The organism is Subtercola lobariae, from assembly GCF_014640255.1.
Classification (GTDB): domain Bacteria; phylum Actinomycetota; class Actinomycetes; order Actinomycetales; family Microbacteriaceae; genus Subtercola; species Subtercola lobariae.
Genome location: NZ_BMGP01000002.1, coordinates 406,307 through 428,474 on the forward strand (window position 1 = coordinate 406,307; position 22,168 = coordinate 428,474).

17 protein-coding genes and 3 pseudogenes are annotated in these 22,168 nt (G+C 64.6%); 4 read left to right on the forward strand and 16 right to left on the reverse strand.

What is annotated here, in order from left to right; all coding sequences use genetic code 11:
* Positions 1-260: 260 nt before the first annotated feature.
* Complete coding sequence (locus tag IEX24_RS06260; RefSeq protein WP_188675389.1) at positions 261-1,472, reverse strand: MFS transporter; 1,212 nt, start codon at positions 1,470-1,472, stop codon at positions 261-263.
* 63 nt (positions 1,473-1,535) lie between these two features.
* On the opposite strand from IEX24_RS06260, the gene IEX24_RS06265 reads away from it, so the two are divergent.
* On the forward strand, positions 1,536-2,012 hold the full coding sequence (locus IEX24_RS06265; RefSeq protein WP_229715131.1) for a winged helix-turn-helix transcriptional regulator: 477 nt from the start codon (positions 1,536-1,538) through the stop codon (positions 2,010-2,012).
* A gap of 197 nt (positions 2,013-2,209) precedes the next feature.
* Here IEX24_RS06265 and IEX24_RS06270 read toward each other — a convergent pair whose 3' ends face one another.
* From IEX24_RS06270 to IEX24_RS06325, 12 genes are all read right to left on the reverse strand, one after another.
* A complete protein-coding gene (locus IEX24_RS06270) occupies positions 2,210-2,875 on the reverse strand; it encodes a response regulator transcription factor (protein ID WP_188676494.1) in 666 nt (221 codons plus the stop codon).
* A gap of 80 nt (positions 2,876-2,955) precedes the next feature.
* Entirely contained in the window at positions 2,956-4,062 is a 1,107-nt protein-coding gene (locus tag IEX24_RS06275) for a sensor histidine kinase (RefSeq protein ID WP_188676497.1), read from the reverse strand.
* Positions 4,063-4,073: 11 nt separating this feature from the next.
* Positions 4,074-4,874 (reverse strand): ABC transporter permease, encoded by an 801-nt coding sequence (locus tag IEX24_RS06280; RefSeq protein ID WP_188675392.1) that lies wholly within the window; start codon positions 4,872-4,874, stop codon positions 4,074-4,076.
* Positions 4,871-5,806, reverse strand: coding sequence for an ABC transporter ATP-binding protein (locus IEX24_RS06285; protein ID WP_188675395.1), 936 nt, complete (start codon positions 5,804-5,806; stop codon positions 4,871-4,873). The genes IEX24_RS06280 and IEX24_RS06285 overlap by 4 nt, the downstream gene beginning before the upstream one ends.
* Positions 5,807-5,965: 159 nt before the next feature.
* Positions 5,966-6,946 carry a DNA topoisomerase IB gene (locus IEX24_RS06290; RefSeq protein WP_188675398.1) on the reverse strand — a complete coding sequence of 327 codons (981 nt, stop codon included), beginning with the start codon at positions 6,944-6,946 and terminating at the stop codon, positions 5,966-5,968.
* A 97-nt stretch (positions 6,947-7,043) separates the two neighbouring features.
* Positions 7,044-7,724, reverse strand: coding sequence for a hypothetical protein (locus IEX24_RS06295; protein WP_188675401.1), 681 nt, complete (start codon positions 7,722-7,724; stop codon positions 7,044-7,046).
* Between the two features lie 109 nt (positions 7,725-7,833).
* Complete coding sequence (locus IEX24_RS06300; RefSeq protein ID WP_188675404.1) at positions 7,834-8,799, reverse strand: hypothetical protein; 966 nt, start codon at positions 8,797-8,799, stop codon at positions 7,834-7,836.
* A gap of 333 nt (positions 8,800-9,132) precedes the next feature.
* Positions 9,133-10,323, reverse strand: coding sequence for an elongation factor Tu (tuf, locus tag IEX24_RS06305; protein ID WP_188675408.1), 1,191 nt, complete (start codon positions 10,321-10,323; stop codon positions 9,133-9,135).
* A gap of 137 nt (positions 10,324-10,460) precedes the next feature.
* Complete coding sequence (gene fusA, locus IEX24_RS06310; protein WP_188675411.1) at positions 10,461-12,578, reverse strand: elongation factor G; 2,118 nt, start codon at positions 12,576-12,578, stop codon at positions 10,461-10,463.
* A gap of 163 nt (positions 12,579-12,741) precedes the next feature.
* Entirely contained in the window at positions 12,742-13,212 is a 471-nt protein-coding gene (rpsG, locus tag IEX24_RS06315) for a 30S ribosomal protein S7 (RefSeq protein ID WP_188675414.1), read from the reverse strand.
* Positions 13,212-13,586: a 30S ribosomal protein S12 gene (rpsL, locus tag IEX24_RS06320; protein WP_104242432.1), complete on the reverse strand. Its 375-nt coding sequence runs from the start codon at positions 13,584-13,586 to the stop codon at positions 13,212-13,214. The genes rpsG and rpsL overlap by 1 nt, the downstream gene beginning before the upstream one ends.
* A gap of 253 nt (positions 13,587-13,839) precedes the next feature.
* Complete coding sequence (locus IEX24_RS06325; protein WP_188675416.1) at positions 13,840-15,246, reverse strand: DUF2062 domain-containing protein; 1,407 nt, start codon at positions 15,244-15,246, stop codon at positions 13,840-13,842.
* Between the two features lie 231 nt (positions 15,247-15,477).
* On the opposite strand from IEX24_RS06325, the gene IEX24_RS06330 reads away from it, so the two are divergent.
* Both IEX24_RS06330 and IEX24_RS06335 read left to right on the forward strand, forming a co-directional pair.
* Positions 15,478-16,440 carry a spermidine synthase gene (locus tag IEX24_RS06330; RefSeq protein WP_188675419.1) on the forward strand — a complete coding sequence of 321 codons (963 nt, stop codon included), beginning with the start codon at positions 15,478-15,480 and terminating at the stop codon, positions 16,438-16,440.
* Positions 16,427-17,575, forward strand: coding sequence for an FAD-dependent oxidoreductase (locus IEX24_RS06335; protein WP_188675422.1), 1,149 nt, complete (start codon positions 16,427-16,429; stop codon positions 17,573-17,575). The genes IEX24_RS06330 and IEX24_RS06335 overlap by 14 nt, the downstream gene beginning before the upstream one ends.
* Before the next feature lie 25 nt (positions 17,576-17,600).
* Here IEX24_RS06335 and IEX24_RS06340 read toward each other — a convergent pair whose 3' ends face one another.
* Together IEX24_RS06340 and IEX24_RS06345 are read right to left on the reverse strand one after the other, a co-directional pair.
* On the reverse strand, positions 17,601-19,463 hold the full coding sequence (locus IEX24_RS06340; RefSeq protein ID WP_188675425.1) for a hypothetical protein: 1,863 nt from the start codon (positions 19,461-19,463) through the stop codon (positions 17,601-17,603).
* Positions 19,464-19,586: 123 nt separating this feature from the next.
* Positions 19,587-19,974 (reverse strand): annotated as a pseudogene (locus tag IEX24_RS06345) (IS30 family transposase); the annotation flags it as partial.
* A gap of 224 nt (positions 19,975-20,198) precedes the next feature.
* Here IEX24_RS06345 and IEX24_RS06350 point away from each other — a divergent pair.
* Positions 20,199-21,402 (forward strand): annotated as a pseudogene (locus tag IEX24_RS06350) (IS110 family RNA-guided transposase).
* 14 nt (positions 21,403-21,416) lie between these two features.
* Here IEX24_RS06350 and IEX24_RS20130 read toward each other — a convergent pair.
* A pseudogene (locus tag IEX24_RS20130) lies at positions 21,417-22,146 on the reverse strand (IS30 family transposase); the annotation flags it as partial.
* Positions 22,147-22,168 lie beyond the last annotated feature (22 nt).

A 22,168-nucleotide genomic window follows, 5' to 3' on the forward strand; every position in this document is an offset into this window, starting at 1 on the left:
CGCGCAGAAATCAACGCGATTTCGAGAGGGGATTGTGAAGCTTGAAACACTCTGTTCTGCTACCCGCGGCCTAGCCCTACAAGATCAAGGACCTATAGCTATGCACTGCCTGGTAGTGATGCGAGCCAGCCCGTGTGTTGACACAGAACTACCCGAATTACTGAACTAGAAGAGTCTGCCACACCTGAGGGGGTTCGTGCAACCCGGGCGTGTCGCGGCGGCGTGTCGCGCCAGCACTGGGATGCGGGCCTGTGATGAGCCTACGCGAGCACGACCCCGGCGCGCGCCCTGATTCGCCAATCGACGAGCCCGAGCACGCCCACCACAACAGCCAAAATCGCCACGAGAGGTGCCACCACGTCGACCGAAGCGGCGAGCCCGAGCCCGGTGGCGAGCACTCCGGCACCCACCGAGGTCGCTGCCTGAAACACGTAGGCGAAAAGGTACAGGGTCGAGAGCGTAGCCCCACGGTGTTCGGGCGCCGTCACCCGCCCGATGAGCTGCAACCCGCCCATGAAGGCGAGTGAGTACCCGATTCCGCCCACCACGCACCAGATCAGCACGAGCGCCACCGAACCCGAACTCGCCACGAGCTCGAGCAGGGCGAGACCGGCGACCGTGATGATGGCGCCGACAATGACCGCCAGATGAGCGTGGATGCGCTGCAGCACAATCGCGGTGGTGCCGATCATGATGGAGGAGACCGCTAGAAGAGCGCCGATGACGAGGAGGTTGGTGGTGCCGGTCAGATCCTTCGCGAACGATGAACCGAGGGAGAGAAAAACTGAGCCGACGGCGAAAGCAAGCGACACGGCGAGGGTGGCGAGCACAAACACGCGAACACTGCCGCGCGGCACACGGATCGATTGCGGGCGCCAGGCGGCACGGGCATCCGGAGCCGCCTGGGGCATCAGGTAGACCGCGGCGAACACGACCACACTGAGCACCGAGAGCACGATGAAACTCAGCTGCTCGGGCCACGGCGCGTACTGCGCAAGGGTGCCCGAGACGATGAGCGCGAGGGTCAGACCGAGGGCAGTGGATGCTGTGGTCAGCGAACTGGCCAGGCGGGGGTTCGACGAGGTGTTGTTCTCGACGAGGGATGCACTGGCCGCGCCGAGGGCGAAGGCGGTTCCGGCGCCCTGCAGCACCCGGCCCACGTAGAGCCAGCCCACGTCGAGGGCGAACACGAACAGTGCGCCCGAAACGAAGATGAGCGTGATGCCGATGAGCATGGCGCGGCGGCGGCCGATGGCGTCGGAGATGTTGCCGAAGAGGAGCAATCCGATGAGGAGAGCGACGGGATAGGTCGCGAAGACGGTGGTGATGACGATCGACGAGAGGTGCCATTCGCCCGCGTAGGTCGGGTAGAGAACCGACGGCGCACCGCTCGACCAGAGGCAGAGGGCGAGTACGGCTGCCGAGGCCCAAAAGCTGCCGCGGCGCGCGAACCGGCGAGGGGAAAGTGTCATGGCAGGAGCCTATGCCTCTCAGTTTGAATTGCCAATCTAGGTGACTGGTTCTATCCTTAAGGCGTGGTCACGTCAACGAATTCCCGCTCGAAGAACGAACATCACTGCTCCATTCACCGCAGCCTCGATCTGGTCGGTGAGAAGTGGTCGCTGCTGATCGTTCGTAATGCGCTGCGCGGGCAGACCCGATTCTCAGAGTTTCGCGACAGTCTCGGGGTGCCGAGCGACGTTCTGGCCGCGCGGCTGGCGTCGCTGGTCGAGGCAGGTGTGCTCGAGCGGCGGGCCTACCGCGAGCCGGGAGCGCGCGAGCGCTTCAGCTACCACCTCACCGCAGAGGGTGCGGCGCTGAAGACAGTACTCATTGCGCTGCAAGAATGGGGCGACGAATTCACTCCGAACGCCGGTGGCCGCGTGTCGCTGACCCGCGACACGGCCACCGGGCAGCATGCGTCGCTCGCGTTCGTGGGCGACGACGGCGCGGTGCTCGACCCCGCGACGATCGCGCTCGTGCCTGGCCCGGCGGCACCTGCCGCCTGGTGACGCAGGCTGCCACTTCTGCCCCAGCCTGCTTCCCTGCCGGGGGTCGCTAGCGCCGTCAGCGCCGCCGCGCATGCTCGCGTGGGTACTCGTGAGTCCGCTGCGTCGTTGTGAGGCCGGTCTAGCGGGCTCAACACGACCGGACGGGCTCACAGTGAGCTACGGGGTCGGGATGCCCGGGGTTCGCCGAGCATCCTGAATCAGCTGAGCAGCCAGCCGTTCTCTTCGGCGATGCGCACGGCCTCGGCGCGACTGCGGGCGGCCGTCTTGCCGATGGCGCTCGAGAGGTAGTTGCGCACCGTGCCCTCGGAGAGAAACAGGTCGCGCGCGATGTCTGCCACGCTTCCGCCGCGCTGAGCGGCACGCAGAATGTCGGATTCGCGCGCCGAAAGCGGGTTGTCGCCTGAGGCCAGCGATTCGGCGGCGAGCGCAGGGTCGACCACGCGAAGGCCTGCGTGCACCCGGCGCACCGCTTCGGCGAGTTGCCTCGCGGGCGTGTCTTTGACGACGAAACCGCTGGCGCCTGCCGCCATCGCTCGCTTGAGGTACCCGGGCCGGCCGAACGTCGTGACGATGAGCACTCTGCATCCGGGGAGTGCCTGACGCAGTTGCGCCGCGACCGTAATGCCGTCGAGACCCGGCATCTCCACGTCGAGAAGCGCTACATCGGGGCGATGTTCGAGAGCCAGCGCGAGAACCTCGTCACCGCGCTCAGCCTCGGCCACGACGTGCAGGTCGGGCTCGAGGTCGAGCAAGGCGATCAGGGCGCCTCGAACGAGGGCCTGATCATCCGCTACCAGGAGGCGGATCGGCGCCGAGTCGCGGCCGCCCGCAGCCGCACTCGTGCCGCCACTGTCAGAACTCATGCCGTCACCGTCAGCGCTCAGAGGGTCAGCGCTCGTGCCGTCACGGCTGCCGCTCATGCCGGCACCGTCAGCGTCGGCGCTCATGCCGTCACCGTCAACACAAAACCGCCAGCGGGCGTTACCTCGACCGCCATCGACCCGCCGGCGGCAGTCACTCGCTCGGCCAACCCGTTCAACCCGTTTCCTCTCGTCGGCCAGGCCGAATGCTCAACCTCGTTGCCGCCGCACCCGTCATCGGCAATGGCGATCGAATGCGGCTCGAGGGTGATGGCGCAGCGCCCCGCGCCCGAATGCCGAATGACGTTCGTCACGCCCTCCCGCACCACCCACGCGAAAAGTCGGCTCGTCTCCCCCGGCACGTTCTCGATGTTGTTCGGCAACTCGGCCTCGATACCCGCACTATTGAGTGCCGCACGGGCACCCGACAACTCGGCTGCAAGGCTGACGCCGCGGTATCCCGTCACCGTTGCACGCACATCGGCGAGCGCACCACGGGCGAGGCGCTCGATGTCGGCGACCTCTGTCTCAGCCCGCTCGGGATGATCGGCAATGAGTCTCTGCGCCAGCTCGGCCTTCACGGTGATGACCGTGAGCGAATGCCCGAGAATGTCGTGAATGTCACGGGCGACGCGGCCGCGCTCGTGCTCTACCGCGAGCCGAGCGTTCTCGGCCTGAGAGTCGCGCAGACGGCGCACCAGCTGGAGCTGCCGGGCGAAGGCAGACATCATCATGGCGACAGAGAACGTGATGAGCGGCAGGTAGGTGGCGTTGTCGACCGAATCGACCACCGAGATCACCGCAAAGCTCAGCAGCGAGATGGCTCCGGCGAAAGCGGCGACCACTCTGATCGAGGGCCCTGCCATGGCGAAGGCGATTGCGACGAACACCCAGAGGCTCGTCACCGCGTCGCCGAGGAACGGAATGAACAGGAGTGTCGTGACGAAGAAGGCAGACCCGGCGACAACCGTCGCCCGAGCGCTGCGACCCCAGAACAGTGGAGGGCCCACTACGTAGATCGCCGCCCAAGCGATGAGCAGCCCTTGACCGAGAAGCTCGGCCCAGAATGCGAGTCCGCCGCTCCACAGCACGGCAATCGGAAAGGCGAGCCAGACGAGCCCGACCAGCGAGCCGAGATACCAGCGCCGGGCATTCTGGCGCGATAATGCCTCGATCCATCGGCCCCACATGCTCACGGCGGTCAGACCCGCTTCGTGTCGCGGCGGAACATGCGCGCGGCGAGCAGGCCGAAGATGATGCCCCAGGCGAGCACGTTCACGAGGGCCCACCAGTCGAACCCGTTGCCGAGCAGCGGGGTGCGGGCGATTGCGCCGACGCCGTACGCCGGCGTGAACTTCGCGATGTCTTGAAGCACCTGAGGCAAGACCTCCAACGGCACGAAAAGCCCACCGAAGAGAGCGAGAAATGCGAGCAGCGGCCCGAGAATCTGCATCACGTTCTCCGACGGCACGAGGTAGCCAACGAAGAGCCCGAGGGTCGCGAACACCATCGAGCCCACCCACGCCACGAGGCCGGAGAGAATCCACACCTGCCACGGCATCGTGATGCCCATGATCGCGCCGACCACGAACACGGCAACCACCGCGATCAGACCGAGAAACATCGCCGAGAGCATCTTGATGGTGATGTAGGCCGCCGGGCGCAGTGGCGTCAGGCGCAGCTGTCTGCTCCAACCCTGCGCACGTTCGACGGCGACCATTCCGCCGCCACTTGTGGCCGCGAGCATCGCGCCGTAGACCGCGAACGAGATCATGACGTAGGCCGCGTAGGAGTAGCCCGTGTTGCCGAGCGGCTGATCTTTGTTCGGCAGCGCGAACAGCAGCAGAAACGCCACCGGCATGACGATGGTGAAGATGAGCGTGCGGCGGTTGCGCAGAATCCGCCTGATCTCGAGAGCGAGAAAGGTGAAGTTGAACCCGCCGAACGGGGGGATGCGCCGCTGTATGCGACTGCGATCGGTGGGTGAAGCGACGGAGGTCATGAGATGCCTTTCGACGAGGTGAGGGCGAGAAATGCGTCTTCGAGGTTGTGCGAGGTGATTTCGAGGTCACGGGCATCCGTCGCCGTGAGCAGATAGCGAGCCACGGCATCGGAGTCAGACGCGTGAATCAGCACCCCGTCGCCGCGTTCTTCGATGGAGTCGACGCCGGGCACGGCGGTCAGGGCTTCGCGGTCGAGATGGGTGACGGTTGCGCGAACGGTGCGGCCCGAGGCGAGGTTCTTGATCTCGGCGGCGGTGCCGTCGGCCACGATCTCGCCCTCGCGAATGAGCACGATTCGGTCGGCGTAGGCGTCGGCCTCTTCGAGATAGTGCGTGGCGAAGATCACCGTGCGGCCCGTAGCGGCGTCTTTGCGAATGGCGTTCCAGAAGTCGCGGCGACCCTCGACGTCCATGCCCGTGGTCGGCTCGTCGAGAATGAGCAGGTCGGGGTCGGGCAGAAGCGCGAGGGCGAATCGCAGGCGCTGCTGCTGGCCGCCCGAGCACTTACCCACCCGGCGGTCGCCGATGTTCAGGATGCCCGCACGTTCGAGAACCTCGTCGGCGGGCCTCGCGCCAGGGAAGAGTGTCGCCGTGAGCACGACGGTTTCTCGCACCGTCAGATCGCGCAGCAATCCGCCGGTCTGCATGACCGCGGCCACCTGGCCCCTGGAAATGGCGACATGGGGAGCCATGCCGTAGATGGTGACCTCGCCCGCGTCAGGCTTACTGAGGCCGAGAATCATGTCGACCGTGCTCGTCTTGCCGGCGCCGTTGGGGCCGAGAAAGGCCACCACCTCGCCGGGCTTGACGCTCAGGTCGAGGTTCTTGACGGCCTGCACCTTGCCGAAGCTCTTAGTGAGCCCACGGAGGGCGACGGCGTCGTTCTTCGTGCCTGCGTCGACCCTCGGGTCGCTGAGTGTTGTGTGTGCCATGCAACGATCATCGCGCGTTTGAGTCGCTGGCGCTCGGGGCTACCGTCACTGTTTCGGCATGACATTTGTCACGGCCGCGGTGGCCTGCTCGAGAGAACCCGTTACAGACGAGAGAAGGCGGGGCAACTCGTTCTCTCGTCTGCAGGGGCTTCTCTCGTCTCACTCGAAGAGCAGGTTGCGCAATTCGGTTTCGGCCGACGCAAGCCGGGCCGGGTCGATGGTGATGCCCTCGGTGAACTTGTCGACGATGCGCGGGTCGACGTAGCTCGTACGCGCAATGGTGGGGGTATTGCTGAGCACGGCTGCCGCATCGCGCATACTCTGCGCGATGACTCGCTTGCGTTTGAACTCTGAGCTCTGCGGGCCGGCCTTCGCCAGGCTGACGGCTGCCGCGAGTGTTCCGTGCAGGGTGCGAAAGTCTTTCGCGGTGAAGTCTCCCCCGGTCTGCTCGCGTACGTAGGCGTTGATCTCGGCGGCATCGAGTGGATGCCAGCGTGCCGCACTCCTGGGCGCTGCCTTGAACGCAAGCAGGTGGGCGTTCGGGCCCCGCCGCTTGAGCCCGGCGATCACGCGGGCGAGTTCGGCATCGCGAATGTCGCTCTCCCACGGCTGCCCGCTCTTCGCCGGAAACTTCAGACGCACGTCGTTACCGCTCACCGTGACGTGGGCGCAGAGCAGCGTTGAGAGGCCGAAACTGCCGTGCTGTTCTGCGTAGCGTTCGCTGCCGACCCGGAGTGAGCCCTGGTCGAGCATCCGAAATGCCGCGGCCGACGCCCGCTCGCGGTCAGGATGCTCGTGCCTGAGGTCACGGGTGACCTTGCCGCGTGCCGTGGGCAGTGCTTCTGCGAGCATCAGCGCCCGATCGAATTTGATGCGGTCTTTCTGCTCGCGCCAGGTGGGGTGGTAGATGTACTGCCGCCGACCCGCGGCGTCGATGCCCGTCGCCTGAATGTGGCCGTTGATGTAGGGAGCGATCCACACGTCGTTCCAGGCGGGTGGAATGGCGAGGTGCTCAATGCGCGCCCGCAGTTCTGCGTCTCGCAGCACCTCCCCCTCGGGGTCTTTGTACGTGAACCCCGTACCCGCGCGAACCCTGCGATACCCCTCACCAGCGACGTTGCTGCGCCTGAGTCTCACCATGCCTTCACGTTACCGGGCCAGCACCGCTCGCAGCGGGGCCTTGACGCAGCGCCTGAACTGCCCGCCCGCTCAGCGCATCGACACAATCGGCTCGGGTTCAAGACGACCGCGATGCGGCGAGCAGGCTGGAAAGCGATCGACTCACCTCGGCGGCCTCGCGCTTCGATCCGATGTGCTGGAGAACCCGCTGCGCCTCGTGGAGGTCGGCGACACCCAGCTGCACCTGGCCGAATCGGAAGTGCGCCCTTCCGGCCCTCTCGAGAGCGAACGCGAGTGCGCAACGCGACTCTGCGCGCGCCTCTTCAGTTGGCGCGCAGCGAGCGACGCGGGCGTCAGACACCGCGCCCTCGAGAACGGCAACGCTCCTCGGATCGCGTCTACGCAGCAGGTTCGATCCTGCCGTCAAACCTGTTCGTGCAGCACCGTTGAATACCTCGACCATGCGAAAGGAATCGATTGCAGCCGACCACGCTTCGAGTGCACACTCGAAATGCCCGAGGCGGTACCGAGCTGCGCCGAGCACTTCAAGCGCCAAGCCTGCGATACCTCCAGCAGACATGGCTCGCGCCGAATCGAGAGCCTCCTCGGCATCTCGGCAGGAAGCTGTTAGCTCACCGAGCTGAATGTAGTAGACGGCGCGCGTCAACACCGCCATCACCGGCATCACCTCCTCAGCCAACTCGCCGAGAGCCGCTTCGAGAACTTCACGGATGACTCTCGTTGCGTCGTCTTGCTGGCCGCGCGCCAACATCGAATGTGCCGTTGCCATCTCGCTCATTGGTGGTGCTCCCTCTGTGTTATTCGGCTCCGGCGGTCTCGGCCCCTACGAGTGAGCCCGTCGCGTTGTTTCGAGCCCGCTAGAACGGGCTCAACTCGAAGTAGTGGGCTCATGATCGGCCGCGATTGCGTGAACGGAAGGGCAACCCCGCAGCAGACAGCAGAGCGACGAGACGGCCAGGCTCCTGCAACTCGCGCCAACCCCAGCGAACGACCCGATTTCCCTCGGCGCGCAGGTGGTCTTCGCGCCGCTTCTCTTCGTAGACGACCTCGCCCGGATCACGGCCGGCGAGCAGCTCATCTTTGAGATACTTGCCGCGACCGTCGAACTCGCCGATCAGCCTGCACTCGGGCCACTCGAAATCGGTGAAGTACCTGCCGCCGTCGGGATTCGGATGCTCGGTCTGCAGTTGGGGCTGAACGAAGCCGTGCTCGAAAATCGCTATGCGACTGAGCGTCTCTCCTGGGTTAGCCGAACTACCGGCGGCGAATTCCACAACGCGCAAAGCTCGGGCTGCCCCGTGCCGCGACGAATTGAGAGCTTCGATGAGCTGCGTCTTCGTGACGCGACCTTCGTCGAGGCCGCGACGAGTATTGAGGGCAGCGTCGACCGCAACGACCGCATGCCCGAACGACTGTGTACGGGCGATATTTATCAGCGTTCGAGCGGGACTCGTCAGCTCGATGCTGGCCCTCACTGCAACGTCGGCTTCGTCGAGGATCTCGCGGTGAAATCGAATTCCGTACTTGCTATGCGCGCCCAGCTGCGGGGGAACGATCACGTGCACGTCGACCGGCCAGGCACTGACTCGTGGATAGCCCCACAGAGCGGCCGCCGAGCTGTAACCTAGCACCGGAGGGGCGCCGCGCGTTCGCACCACCGCGTGCACGCGCAGGAGATAGCGTTCTGCTGGGCTTGCTTCGCGCCAGCATTCAGCGTCGATGTACACGCCGCGGCGGAGGCGCAAGCGCTGACCGGTTTTCACTGAGCGATGGAGGCGGTGGGCATCCATGTCCATCGAACCGGGCGCCCCCACGACGAGCATCTCGGGCAATTGGGTTTCGAAAGTAATCACGTTTGCAGTGTGCGGCAGCAGCCCCAACCGAAACACTCCGCACGGCCCGACTGTGGATAAGAAGCGCCATTCGCGAACTGTGCAGAACGAGATGGCTCGCAGGCGCATGGCCCGACCACCCGCCTCATCTGCTCGCCCGCACGCCCACGCCGGTGAGACCGTTGCAGCGTTGTGAGACCGGTGCACGAGGCTCAAAACGCCGCGACAGGCTCAAACCCCAGAGCCTGAGACGGGCAGGAACGACGAAGGGCCGCACCCCCGGAGGAGTGCGGCCCTTCTTGAGCTACATGAGCCGATAGTGACGCCCGAGAGGGCGAACCATGAGCGCTGGCGCTACTTCGTGACCTTGGTCACCGTTCCGGCGCCGACGGTGCGGCCACCCTCACGGATGGCGAAGCCGAGGCCCTCCTCCATAGCGATGGGCTGAATGAGCTCAACGCTGATGTCGGTGGTGTCGCCGGGCATGACCATCTCGGTGCCCTCTGGCAGCGTGATGACGCCGGTGACGTCGGTGGTACGGAAGTAGAACTGCGGGCGGTAGTTCGTGTAGAACGGGTTGTGACGGCCACCCTCGTCTTTCGACAGGATGTACGCGGTGCCCTCGAAGCCGGTGTGCGGGGTGACCGAACCGGGCTTGACGACGACCTGGCCGCGCTCGACGTCTTCGCGCTTGGTGCCACGAAGAAGCAGACCACAGTTCTCGCCGGCCCATGCCTCGTCGAGCTGCTTGTGGAACATCTCGATACCGGTGACCGTGGTCTTCTGCGTCGGGCGGATGCCGACGATCTCGACCTCGGAGTTGATCGCGAGGGTTCCGCGCTCGGCGCGGCCGGTGACGACGGTTCCACGACCGGTGATCGTGAACACATCCTCGATCGGCATGAGGAAGGGCTTGTCTTTGTCGCGGATCGGGTCAGGAATCGACTCGTCAACCGCATCCATCAGCTCGACGATCTTCTCGGTCCACTCCGGGTCGCCCTCGAGCGCCTTGAGAGCGGAAACACGGATGACCGGGGCGTTGTCGCCGTCGAAGTTCTGGCTCGAGAGCAGCTCACGAACCTCGAGCTCAACGAGCTCAAGAATCTCTTCGTCGTCAACCGCATCGCTCTTGTTCAGGGCGACGAGGAGGTAAGGAACGCCGACCTGGCGAGCGAGCAGAACGTGCTCACGCGTCTGGGCCATGGGGCCGTCGGTGGCGGCGACGACGAGAATCGCGCCATCCATCTGAGCAGCACCGGTGATCATGTTCTTGATGTAGTCGGCGTGGCCGGGGGCATCGACGTGAGCGTAGTGACGCTTCGGGGTCTCGTACTCGATGTGCGAGATGTTGATCGTGATTCCACGTTGCTTCTCTTCGGGCGCAGAGTCGATCTGGTCGAAGTTGAAGGTCTTGTTGGACTCCGGGTACTTCTCGGAAAGGACCTTGGAAATGGCCGCAGTGAGCGTGGTCTTTCCGTGGTCGACGTGACCGATTGTTCCGATGTTTACGTGCGGCTTGGTCCGCTCGAACTTGGCCTTAGCCACTGGGTCCTCCTCAGGACTTCAATGTAGAGGCCTGATCGTTCAGGCTTCTACGGGGGGATTTCTCTATTTTACGTGTTTGGGCAACCGCAATAGTGTAGCTGATTTGCTCGCGGGTAAGGCGAACAGATCAGCGCACGCTACTCGCCCTTGTTCTTCTGAATGATCTCGTCTGCAACGGCTTTCGGCACCTCAGCGTAGCTGTCGAAAGTCATCGAGTACACGGCACGGCCCGAGGTCTTCGACCGCAGGTCGCCGACATAACCGAACATCTCAGAGAGAGGAACGTTCGCGCGGATGACCTTGACGCCAGTCGCGTCTTCCATCGACTGGATCTGGCCACGGCGGCTGTTCAGGTCGCCGATGACGTCACCCATGTAATCTTCGGGCGTACGAACTTCGACGGCCATCAGCGGCTCGAGCAGAACGGGCTGCGCCTTGCGAGCCGCCTCCTTGAACGCCATGGTGCCGGCGATCTTGAACGCCATTTCTGACGAGTCGACGTCGTGTGCAGCGCCATCCAGCAGGATGCCCTTCACACCGACCATCGGATAACCGGCGAGCACGCCGACGGCCATTGCCGCCTGGAAGCCCTGGTCGACCGAGGGAATGTACTCGCGAGGAACGCGACCACCCGAGACCTTGTTCTCGAATTCGTAGATCTTCTCGGCCGTCACTTCGAGCGGCTCGATGGAGATCTGGATCTTCGCGAACTGACCCGAACCACCGGTCTGCTTCTTGTGCGTGTAGTCGTGCTTCTCGACGGTGCGACGAATCGTCTCGCGGTAGGCCACCTGGGGCTTACCGACGTTCGCCTCGACGTTGAACTCACGACGCATGCGGTCGACCAAGATGTCGAGGTGAAGCTCACCCATACCCTTGATGACCGTCTGGCCGGTGTCTTGATTCTGCTCGGTGCGGAAGGTCGGGTCTTCTTCGGCCAGCTTCTGGATGGCCAGACCCAACTTCTCCTGGTCGGCCTTGGTCTTCGGCTCGATGGCAACCTCGATGACGGGCTCAGGGAACGTCATCGACTCCAGCACGACGGGGTGCGCCGGGTCAGCCAGGGTGTCACCGGTGGTGGTGTCTTTCAGGCCGATGACCGCGTAGATGTGACCGGCGGTCACCGAGTCGACAGGGTTCTCTTTGTTGGCGTGCATCTGGAAGATCTTGCCGATGCGCTCTTTTTTACCCTTGGTGGCGTTGATGATCTGCGCACCGGAGTTGACGTGACCCGAGTAGACCCGGATGTAGGTCAGACGACCGAAGAACGGGTGAACCGCGACCTTGAACGCGAGAGCCGCGAACGGGTCCGTCGAGTTGGCGCCGCGCGAGATGATGATCTCTTCGTCGCGCACGTCGTGGCCCTCAACGTTCGGAACGTCGAGCGGGCTCGGCAGGTAGTCGACAACAGCATCGAGCATCGGCTGCACACCGCGGTTCTTGAACGCAGAACCGCAGAGCACCGGGTAGATTTCGCTGTTGACGGTGAGCTTGCGGATGGCCGCCTTGATCTCTGCGACAGAGAAGTCGGTGTCACCGACGAGGTAACGCTCGAGCAGCTCGTCGCTAGTCTCGGCGACGACCTCGATGAGCTTCTCGCGGTACTCCGCGGCCTGCTCTTTGAGGTCTTCCGGGATCTCTTCGATGTCGTACTTCGCGCCGAGCTCGACGTCACCCTTGGAGTCACCGCGCCAGGTCAGCGCGCGCATCTCGACCAGGTCGACGACACCCTCGAAGCTCGACTCAGCGCCGATGGGCAGCTGAATGACCAGCGGGCGAGCGCCGAGGCGCTTCACGATGGTGTCGACGGTGAAGTAGAAGTCGGCACCCAACTTGTCCATCTTGTTGACGAAGCAGATGCGGGGCACGTCGTACTTGTCGGCCTGGCGCCAGACGGTCTCCGACTGGGGCTCGACGCCCTCTTTACCGTCGAAAACGGCGACAGCTCCATCGAGAACGCGCAGCGAACGCTCGACCTCGACCGTGAAGTCGACGTGGCCGGGGGTGTCGATGATGTTGATCTGGTGGTTGTTCCAGAAGCACGTCGTGGCAGCAGACGTGATGGTGATGCCGCGCTCTTGCTCTTGCGCCATCCAGTCCATCGTGGCAGCGCCGTCGTGAACTTCACCGATCTTGTGAGTGATGCCCGTGTAGAACAGGATGCGCTCGGTTGTGGTGGTCTTGCCAGCATCGATGTGGGCCATGATGCCGATGTTGCGGACCTTGTTCAGGTCGGTAAGCACGTCCTGTGCCACGGATTTCCTCCGATATGTGTTGCTTCAAAAGTTGAGGCGCTGAGGCTACTCGCAGGGAGTGGCCCGGGGCCCGAGACGGGCCCCGGCGCTGGCGTCGCGGCGAGGGCCAGAAATGGCCCTCGCTTATAGCTCCAGCGCGCCAGCAAGCTGGTAAATCTGCGATTTACCAGCGGTAGTGCGCGAAGGCCTTGTTCGACTCGGCCATCTTGTGAGTGTCTTCACGACGCTTCACAGCGGCGCCGAGACCGTTCGATGCATCGAGAATCTCGTTGGTGAGACGCTCGGTCATGGTCTTCTCGCGACGACCCTTCGCGTAGGTGGTGAGCCAGCGCAGTGCAAGGGTGTTGGCGCGGTGAGGCTTGACCTCGACGGGCACCTGGTACGTCGAGCCACCGACACGGCGGCTTTTGACCTCGATGGTCGGGCGCACGTTGTCGAGCGCCTTCTTAAGTGTTACAACAGCGTCGGCACCGTTTTTATTCGATACACCCTCGAGTGCGTCGTAGACGATGCGCTCGGCGAGGCCCTTCTTGCCATCAAGAAGAATCTTGTTGACGAGCTGGCTGACGATGGGTGCGCCGTAGACGGGGTCTGCGACGACGGGGCGCTTGGGAGCGGGACCTTTACGAGGCATTACTTCTTCTCCATCTTCGCGCCGTAGCGGCTGCGAGCCTGCTTGCGGTTCTTGACGGCCTGGGTGTCGAGGGCGCCGCGAACGATCTTGTAACGAACACCGGGCAGGTCTTTCACACGACCGCCGCGCACGAGCACCATCGAGTGCTCTTGCAGGTTGTGGCCTTCGCCGGGAATGTAGGCGGTGACCTCGGTGCCGTTGGAGAGCTTGACACGGGCGACCTTGCGCAGAGCCGAGTTCGGCTTCTTGGGCGTGGTGGTGTACACACGGGTGCACACGCCGCGCTGCTGCGGGTTGGACTTGAGAGCAGGCGCTTTGGTCTTCGTGACCTTGCGCGTTCGGCCCTTTCGGACCAACTGCTGAATGGTAGGCACTACGTAACTCCTTGTGTTTACTGCACGGTGACAGTTGTTGCTGATTCGCATTCGAACGCAAATCTTTTGAACGCGGACCTACTTGCGAGCCAGGGCGGTTCGTCGGGGGTAGGTATGCCGTGGGGGCCGACTGTTCACGAGAACAGTGAAACCCTGCTTTGTATGATCAGGCGTAGCGCGGCGCCACGTTACATGGCACGAGCGCACGACAAAGCGCACACCCAGAGAATATTACGCGGTAAAGAGGCCTCGGTCAAATGGCCGGATACGTGGCAACCGGGCTCTCAGCGACCTTTCGATCGTACTCTTCGCGCTCGGCGAGGTTCTTCGCCTTGAGCTTGCGGCCGCGCGACGCGATCCAGGCGCCGATCCAGATGGGCACCTCGCGCGCGACGATCGCCGCGGCGAGGGTCAACGGATCCATCACGAGACCACGCACGAACGTCAGGGCATCGGCCTGAGAGAAGTTCCAGGCCTGAACCGCGAGCAGTGCGCCGAGGATGGCCGCGCCGTAGACGATGACTGCCACAATGAATCCGCCCAGCACGTAGGCCCACCAGCCGGCGCGATTCACGATGAGAACCACGAGAATGAGGGCGATCGCGAAGAAGATCACCGGCACGTAGAAGGCGGGGCTGCCGACGAAATCGCCGATGACAGTGCCCAAGCGGTTGGCCGGCACGGTGAAGGCGAGGATGACCGCCGCGACCGCTGCGAACACCACTGCATAGGCGACAGCGCCGGTGAGCGCGATGAGTGTGCCGACGCCACGATTGCTGTGTTTCTTCGGGGGCGTGAGCACGGGCACCACGATGGCGGTGGGCGCGCCGTAGCCCGCGGGCGGGTAGGCGCCGGCGGGGGCTGCCGCGGGTGGATAGCTGCCCGGCGGGTAGGTTGCGGGCGGGTAGGCCCCGGGCGTCCCTGGCTCGGCGACAGGCGCCGCCGGGTTCGCCGCGGCCTGGGCGACCCCGGCTGCCACTGCCCCCGTGGCAACGGCTGCCGCGGCAGCGGGAACTGAATCGAACCCCGCCTCGGACGTCGCCGTCGGCGCTGACTCCTGGCCAGGCGCGACGTAGGGTGCGGGGGTAGTGAAGGCGGCAGCGGGGTAGGCAATGGGTTCGTCTGTAGGCGCGACCGGGGCTGCGCCCTCGACTGACGATGCGACCGACTCTGCTTCGCCGGGTGCGTCAGCGGGAGTTGCTGCCGGCTCTGGCTCGGGGGCGGCGGTCGCTTCTGCGTCGGACGAAACGAACGGGCGGTGCTCGGTCGCTGCGGACTCGGGAGCGGCGGTCGCTTCTGCGTCGGACGAAACGAACGGGCGGTGCTCGGTCGCTGCGGACTCGGGAGCGGCGGGTTCAGGCGAGACGAGGGGCTCCCGCTCGGGGGCTGCTGGCTCGGAGGCTGCGGACTCGGAGGCGGCGGGTTCGGGTGAGACGAGCGGCTCCCGCCCGGAGGCTGCCGGCTCGGAGGCGGCAGACTCGGTCGCTGCGGGCTCGGCGTCGGAGAAGAGGGGCCCAGCGGAGTCGTGACCGGCGAAAGGCTCGCTGGGGGCAACGGGTTCGCTGGCGGCAATCGGCTCGCTGGGCGCGACGGGCTCGCTCGCTGCGGCCGGCTCGTACGGGGGCACGCCCTGGTCGTCTGGGTGTCGCTCGTCGCTCATGTTGATGCTGCTCCTTCACGGGCCGAGACGCTCACCGGCCTGGTTGGCCGTGCGCCGCAGTGGCCGCACTGTCACGGCGAGTTCGCCGCAGCCACACTCTAACAATCTCCCTAGCAAAACTGAGGGAACTCGGGCGGGAGTCGGCGGTGTGCCGTGCGGGGCCAGTTCAGGCGCGGACACCGGCGCGGATACGGGTGAGAGTGCGGCCGCCGCGCCAGTAGAATTCGGTCGATGACATCGTTTCCCTCGTGCCGGCTGGTTCCCAGCGGACTGCTGGCCGAGATCAGGCCCGACGAGCTGCAATTCGCACGCAAGGGCACCGCCCAGCTCGGGCTAGCGGGCCTCAGCACACTGCTGCCGAGCATCCCGCAGCAGGCAGCCGGTCTGCCCGAAGTGAGCCCGCCCGAAGCCGGTCTGCCCGAAGTAGGCCCGCCCGATAGAGCTCTGCCCGAAGAGGAGGGCGACGGATTCACCCTCTACATCGGCGGAGAGCCGCAGTCGCACGTGTTCACCCGGCACCAGACGCACCTGCTCTTCGACTACCTGCAGCGCATCGCGAACATCGTCGACCTCTTTTTGCGCGCGGGCGAGCCGATCGTGGCGCTACACCTCGGGGCGGGCGCCCTGACTCTGCCGCGCTACATCGCCCTGACTCGGCCCGATTCGCACCAGTTCGTGCTCGAGTCGGAAGAAAACCTGCTCGACTTCGTCACGACGAATCTGCCGCTGCCGCCCGGTACCGAGTTCACGGTGCGCACTGATGACGCCCGGCGCGGCCTGCCGTGGGCTGCATCGTTCGGGCCCTTCGACCTGATCGTGCTCGATGCGTACTCGGGATCATCCACTCCCCCGCACCTCACGACACTCGAGTTCTATCGGCAGCTGGCCGCGCTGTTGACGCCGGCCGGCGTGCTCCTGATCAACGTCGCCGACGACGCGGGGCTCGCACTCGTCCGCGCCCAGACGGCGACGCTCGCGGCCACGCTGCCCACGGTGTTCGTGCTCGGTTCGAAAGACCTGACCGTGGGGCTGGGCGAGGGCAATGCCGTTCTGGTCGGGTCGCCGGCCCCGGGCATCCTTGGCCTCGTGCCGCGGCTGGCCGCCGAGGGCCCGCACCCGAACGGGATGGTTCTGCCCGCAGAGTTGGCGGCGTTCATCGGCGATGCAATGGTGGTGACGGATGCCCGAGTCTGAGCCAGGCGGCGAGCATCCGTTGCCGGCCGCTGCCCGGGTCGTGGTGATCGGTGCCGGCCAAGCCGGGCTCTCGGTGGCCTACCAGCTGCAACGCAGGGGCCTGCGTGCAGGCGTGGATCTCGTCATCGTCGATCGAGGGCCCGGCGCGGGGGGCGCCTGGCAGTTTCGCTGGGAGTCGCTGCGGCTGGGCACAGCTCACCAAGTGAGCGATCTGCCCGCCATGCGAGACCTGGGCATCAGCTTCGAAACCGCGGACCAGAGCGGCGCGGCGCGCGACGTGGTTGCCGAATACTACGAGCGGTACGAAGAGCATTTCGGTCTGCGCGTTTATCGGCCGGTGGAGGTGATCTCGGTGCGGGAGCTGGCCGAAGGAGGCGATCTCGGCGTGACCACGTCTCTCGGCGAGTTGCGAACCGAGATCGTGGTGAACGCGAGCGGAACCTGGGCTACGCCGTTCCGGCCCCTCTACCGCGGAGCCGAGACGTTTCGCGGCGTTCAGATCGGTACACCGCAGTACCGCTCCGCACAGGATTATGCCGGCAAGCGCGTGGTGATCGTGGGCGGCGGCACGTCGGCGGTTGGCTTCGTGCTCGAACTCGAGGGGGTGGCTGCCAGCACGGTATGGGTGACGCGGCGGACCGTGCTGTTCGCCGAAGAAGACGGCGCCACCGTCTCCGCAAGTCTTGAGTCGCGTCTCGCCGCCGTCAACCGACAAGACGAAGCCGCCAGCGCGGGGCGCGTGCTGCCGAGCATCAGCAGCGGAACCGGTTTGCCCGGCACGGCCAAGAATCTCGCTGCAGTCGAACGCGGTGTGCTCATCGCCCGGCCGATGTTCGACTCCATCGAGCCCGACGGCGTTCGATTCGCCGACGGGACCTTCGAACCGGCCGATGTCATCATCTGGGCGACTGGATTCAGGTCAGAGCTGGCCCATCTCGAGCCACTGAATCTGCGCGAGCAGTCTGGCGGCATTCGGGTCGAGAACGGGCGGGTCGCCCGAAACGGCCGCGTCTTTCTGGCGGGCTACGGGCCGCAGGCGTCGACCATCGGCGCCAATCGTGCAGGGCGGCTGGTCGCGATGCAGGTTCTGGATGCTCTGCGGCGGCTCGAGCATCCGCAACCAGAAGCAGACTGAACGACGAGCCGTGCGGCTCGCAGGCTCAGCCCGTGAACTTCCATAACGTGATCGTCGCTGTGCGGCCCGAAACCGGGTAACTGCGCGAGTCGACGAACGACAACTCGTCGGCGTACTCGACTCCCCAATCGACGGGCTGACAGGCGCTGTCGGTCATGACCCACTGAACGTCGGCCTCTTTCGCGTCTGTCGCGATCTGAAACCCCGACAGACGCTCATCGCTGACTCGCTCGACCGCGTCTTTATTGATTGGCCACGCCATGCCACCGTTGAACGTTGCGACAGGTGCCCCGTCGGAGACGATTTTCAGGCCTGCCATGTCGATGCACGAATCGCTGTTGAGCAATCCGGCTCCGGTCTTCGGAACCTCTTTGCCGAGTTCACCGATCGCGGCGAAGCGCGGGGTCGAGTAGTCGAGAAACGCGTGCAGGGGGTAGTCGTTTCGAAAAGTACGGAAATCTGACAGAGATACGACCGCGACCACCGCGCAGAGCAGAACGACGACGAGCGAAATGACAACGGAAACCGCCGATCGCCTCGTGCGGACCGCACGAGAGTCGGCTACGGCAGGGTCTGGGCGATGCGGCCAGCGGAGGTAGGAAACCGCCACCATCGCGGCCACGGGCACCGTGACGAAGGAGACGAGGCAGAACATGTCGAGCCAGAACCGGTACGGTTCCTGGTTCGCGCCCCACAGATCGTTGGTTGCCGTGAGTGCCCAGGCGGCGATCGCCGCGATCGGGAACGCCATCCAGAGGGTTACACGGCGGTGGATTCCGGCGGCCAGGATGCCCAAAAGCGGCAGCAGAACGGCACCTGCGGCCACGATGCCGCGCCAGTCGACCCCGAGGTCTTTCGATGAAGCAACCCGGTAGCTGAGAAACGGGTCTTTCGAGACGATTCCGAGCACGGTGGCGATCAGCTGCGGCGATGCTGCGGCGACCAAGACGATCAGAGGCAGCGCAGCACGGAGCCGAAAGCGAACGATCAGCACGATCAGACCGGGGGCTGCGGGAAGCACCCCGAAAGCGAGCGCGGCGAGCGGGCCGAAGTGCCCAGCCACGAATGGCCCGGCAAGCGCAACCACGACGATCAGCGCAAGCGAGACGACAACGAGCAACCACCGCCGTGCGTATACGAGCGCAGCAGCAGCGATCACGAACAAAGCGAGGTAGACCCCGACGAGAAACCCATACGTCTGAACGTTGGCGCTCAGCCCGATGAAGGCTGCAGAGACGCAGTAAAGTACTGTCTGGCGGGTTCTCGTGGTGACGCGCAGATAGGTCGCCAGCGCCAGCAGCAGCCCGACGGCGCAGAGCGACAGCGCTACGGTTTCACCATTCAGCGTGTAGTACACCGCGAAGGGGCCCCATAGCACGGCGTGAGAGCTGATGCTCGTGTACCAGCCGCCATTGCTCAGCTGCGTCGCGAAGGCGCCGATGATGAACGGAACCGGCGCAAGAACGGGCATCCACCACCGTCTGGTGACGAAGTAGATGGCCGTCGCTATGCTCGCCACGAGCACCATTTGCACGATGAAGCCGCCCACCGACCAGGCCTCGAGCGGGTTCAGGCCGACCCAGCGCGAGACGGTGCCGATCACGTAGTAGTAGAGATGGGGGTAGGTGTTGTTGCCCGTGTTGGTGAAGGGCTCGACGTTGGCGAGCCGCCCGTCTGCCGCGTTGGTGACCATCGACATGTACGACAGTTGATCGCCCGGAAAGTAGGAGCGGAACGAACTCCACGAGAAGTCGGGGCGCTGCCACAGGTACCCCCACTGCAGTGCGACGTGAGCCGCAACCGCACCGAGTACGGCGACACCGGCGAGAATGCGTCGCACCAGATTCGGAAGCAGAAAGCCGGTTTCGGTCGAAGCAAGTGCGCGCATGGTGGTTCTCAACCCTAGCCGAAGTCTGGCTGCGCTCCGTCTGCGGTCGCCCTGCAGCCGGCCGCGAAAAAAAGAGCCCCTCTACCGGGCGGTTTCAAGGGGTCGTTGCAACATGGTGGATGGTTAGGTAGAAAGTAGCAGGTTCCGTAAACGCTCGGCTGGGGTATCCCAGCCGAGCGTTTTGCGTGGTCGGCTGTTGAGTTCCTGCGCGACGTGTTCGAGATCTTCGATGCCGTAGGCGGTCAGGTCGGTGCCCTTCGGGAAGTACTGCCGGAGTAGCCCGTTGGTGTTCTCGTTCGACCCGCGCTGCCAGGGGCTGGCGGGGTCGCAGAAATATCAGCGATCCGCGCAGGTGTGCCGGCAGGGTACTCATCGTGGCCACGAGGCCGTCGCGGACTTCCTCGGCGGTATGGGTGCGGGGAAGGTGCACGAGCATCACGTAGCGGGTCGTGCGCTCCACCAGTGTCGCGATCGCGGACTGGTTCAGCGTGCCGGTAAGAAGGTCCCCCTCCTTACGCTGTTGATGTCGGGATTGTCGTAGTGTTCCGATGACTCTCGGGTGACGGGTATGGCTTAGATCTCCTTGCCGCCTGGACGGCTTACTGGGAATGGCCGCCCGCCGCCCGTGTGATGACTCGACCGCTGATTGAGAATTGCGACTCTGATCGCTGTGTAAGGACGTGCCGGCGTGGTTATCCGCAGGGACCATAACTCCACAACAGATAGGGAATTTCAGTGCCGAAACTCTGGGCCGGAATCGACGCCGGCAAACACGAACACCACTGCGTCGTGATCGACGATGCCGGGAAGAAGCTGCTCTCAGAACGTGTCGAAAACGACGAGGCCACCCTTCTCGAATTGATCGCCACCGCCGTTGACTTAGCAGCCGGCGAGCAGATCATATGCGCCACGGATCTCAATGCGGGCGGAGCTGCCCTGCTGATCAGCCTGCTCGCCGACAACGGCCAGCAGTTGCTTTACATCCCCGGCCGGATCATCCATCACGCCTCTGCGACCTATCCGGGGGGATGGCAAAACGGATGCCAAAGATGCTGCGATCATCGCCGACCAAGCCCGCATGCGCCGCGACTCGCAACCCGTGCGTAACGGCGACCAGATCAGCGTCGATCTGCAACTGCTGACCTCGTACCGCACCGATGTGATGTGTGGCCGGGTGCGGGTCATCAACCGGCTCCGCGCTGTGATGCTTGAGTACTTCCCTGCTCTGGAGCGGGCATTCGACTACTCCAAAAACAAAGCAGCCCTGGTAATGCTGTCGCAGTATCAGACCCCTGAGGCGCTGCGCCGCATCGGACGTAACCGGCGGCAAGCCTGGCTGAAAGCTCGCGGCTGCCGTAACAGCGCCGCGGTAGCAAGCAAAGCCATCGATGCTGCTCAAGCGCAACACACGACCCTCGCAACCCAGGCCATGGGCGCAGTCCTGGTCGGCCGCCTCGCAAGCCAGCTGCAGGCAATCGACCTCACCCTCACCGAGCTCGACAACCAGATCGCCGACCTCTTCCAGCACCACGGTGACGCCGAAATCATCGTCAGCATGCCCGGCTTCGGCCCCCTGCTTGGCGCGACTTTCCTAGCAACTACCGGCGGCACCATGGATGCCTTCGACTCAGCCGACAGACTCGCCACAGTTGCAGGGCTCGCCCCAGCACCACTGGACTCGGGACGTATCAGCGGTAACATCCACCGCCCCCGCCGCTTCAACCGGCGGCTCCTGCGAACCTGCAACCTCGCCGCCCTTTCAAGCCTGAAGAACAGCCCAGCATCCAGGACGTTCTACGACCGCAAACGACGAGAAGGCAAGAGTCACAAACAAGCCCTCCTGACCCTCGCTCGACGCCGAATCAACGTTCTCTGGGCCATGCTCCGCGACCACAAACCATACCTCGAACCCGTCGTTACGCTACTCAACGCTGCTTGACAACAGCATTGAGATTCCCAATGACCTGGAACGGCGCGGTCCTCGACCTCGGCCGGCCGGTCGGCGATCATGACCATCGGGTCAACGAACCGGGGGCGGCGCGCCTGGCCGGTGTTCTGGGGTTTGCGGCGGGTCCGCCCGGTGCGCAGCGCCGCCTGCACTTCCTTACGCAGCCCGCCGCGGGCCTGGAAGTAGAGGGCCTGGTAGATCGTCTCGGGTGACACACGCATCTCCTGATCCTCTGGATACTCCCTGATCAAACCATGACTGATATGTTCGGGAGACCAGCGGATCGCCAGTTTCTCTTTCACGAAGCTGCGCAGTGCTGGCGGGACCGCTAACTTCGAGTCCTTCGGCCGCGGTCGGCGCTGCGCTGCGACCCGGTGCGCGGCATAGGGCTCGTAGGTGCCCGTGCCTGTCGCGTTGCGACGCAACTCCCGGCGGCGACCTCCCGATCAGCTTCGCGATCGCGCGGATCGAGGCACCCGTCGCGGTGAGGTCGCGGATATTCTCCCGCTCCGGCAATGACAAGTAGCGTGCATCGATGACCGCCTCGAGTGCCGACACGGTTGCGGGTATGAACGTAGTCACCCCTCGTTTGTAGTCGATCACCCGACCATCGGGATAAATGCGGCGGTTGTTGGTCTTGCGGATGCCCTGATCCCAATCCCGAGCTGTGCGAATGCTCACACCGCTCTGACGAGCGGCCGCTGATCGGTGAACCCCGGTGCGGCGTAACGCCAGCGAAAAACCCCGCCTTCTCCTC

Excerpts from the sequence above, each read along its gene's own strand:
- IEX24_RS06260 (WP_188675389.1), bottom strand. The coding sequence starts at position 1,472 with ATGACACTTTCCCCTCGCCGGTTCGCGCGCCGCGGCAGCTTTTGGGCC.
- IEX24_RS06270 (WP_188676494.1), bottom strand. The coding sequence starts at position 2,875 with ATGAGTTCTGACAGTGGCGGCACGAGTGCGGCTGCGGGCGGCCGCGAC.
- IEX24_RS06275 (WP_188676497.1), bottom strand. The coding sequence starts at position 4,062 with ATGTGGGGCCGATGGATCGAGGCATTATCGCGCCAGAATGCCCGGCGC.
- IEX24_RS06280 (WP_188675392.1), bottom strand. The coding sequence starts at position 4,874 with ATGACCTCCGTCGCTTCACCCACCGATCGCAGTCGCATACAGCGGCGC.
- IEX24_RS06285 (WP_188675395.1), bottom strand. The coding sequence starts at position 5,806 with ATGGCACACACAACACTCAGCGACCCGAGGGTCGACGCAGGCACGAAG.
- IEX24_RS06290 (WP_188675398.1), bottom strand. The coding sequence starts at position 6,946 with ATGGTGAGACTCAGGCGCAGCAACGTCGCTGGTGAGGGGTATCGCAGG.
- IEX24_RS06295 (WP_188675401.1), bottom strand. The coding sequence starts at position 7,724 with ATGAGCGAGATGGCAACGGCACATTCGATGTTGGCGCGCGGCCAGCAA.
- rpsG (WP_188675414.1), bottom strand. The coding sequence starts at position 13,212 with ATGCCTCGTAAAGGTCCCGCTCCCAAGCGCCCCGTCGTCGCAGACCCC.
- IEX24_RS06325 (WP_188675416.1), bottom strand. The coding sequence starts at position 15,246 with ATGAGCGACGAGCGACACCCAGACGACCAGGGCGTGCCCCCGTACGAG.
- IEX24_RS06330 (WP_188675419.1), top strand. The coding sequence starts at position 15,478 with ATGACATCGTTTCCCTCGTGCCGGCTGGTTCCCAGCGGACTGCTGGCC.
- IEX24_RS06335 (WP_188675422.1), top strand. The coding sequence starts at position 16,427 with ATGCCCGAGTCTGAGCCAGGCGGCGAGCATCCGTTGCCGGCCGCTGCC.
- IEX24_RS06340 (WP_188675425.1), bottom strand. The coding sequence starts at position 19,463 with ATGCGCGCACTTGCTTCGACCGAAACCGGCTTTCTGCTTCCGAATCTG.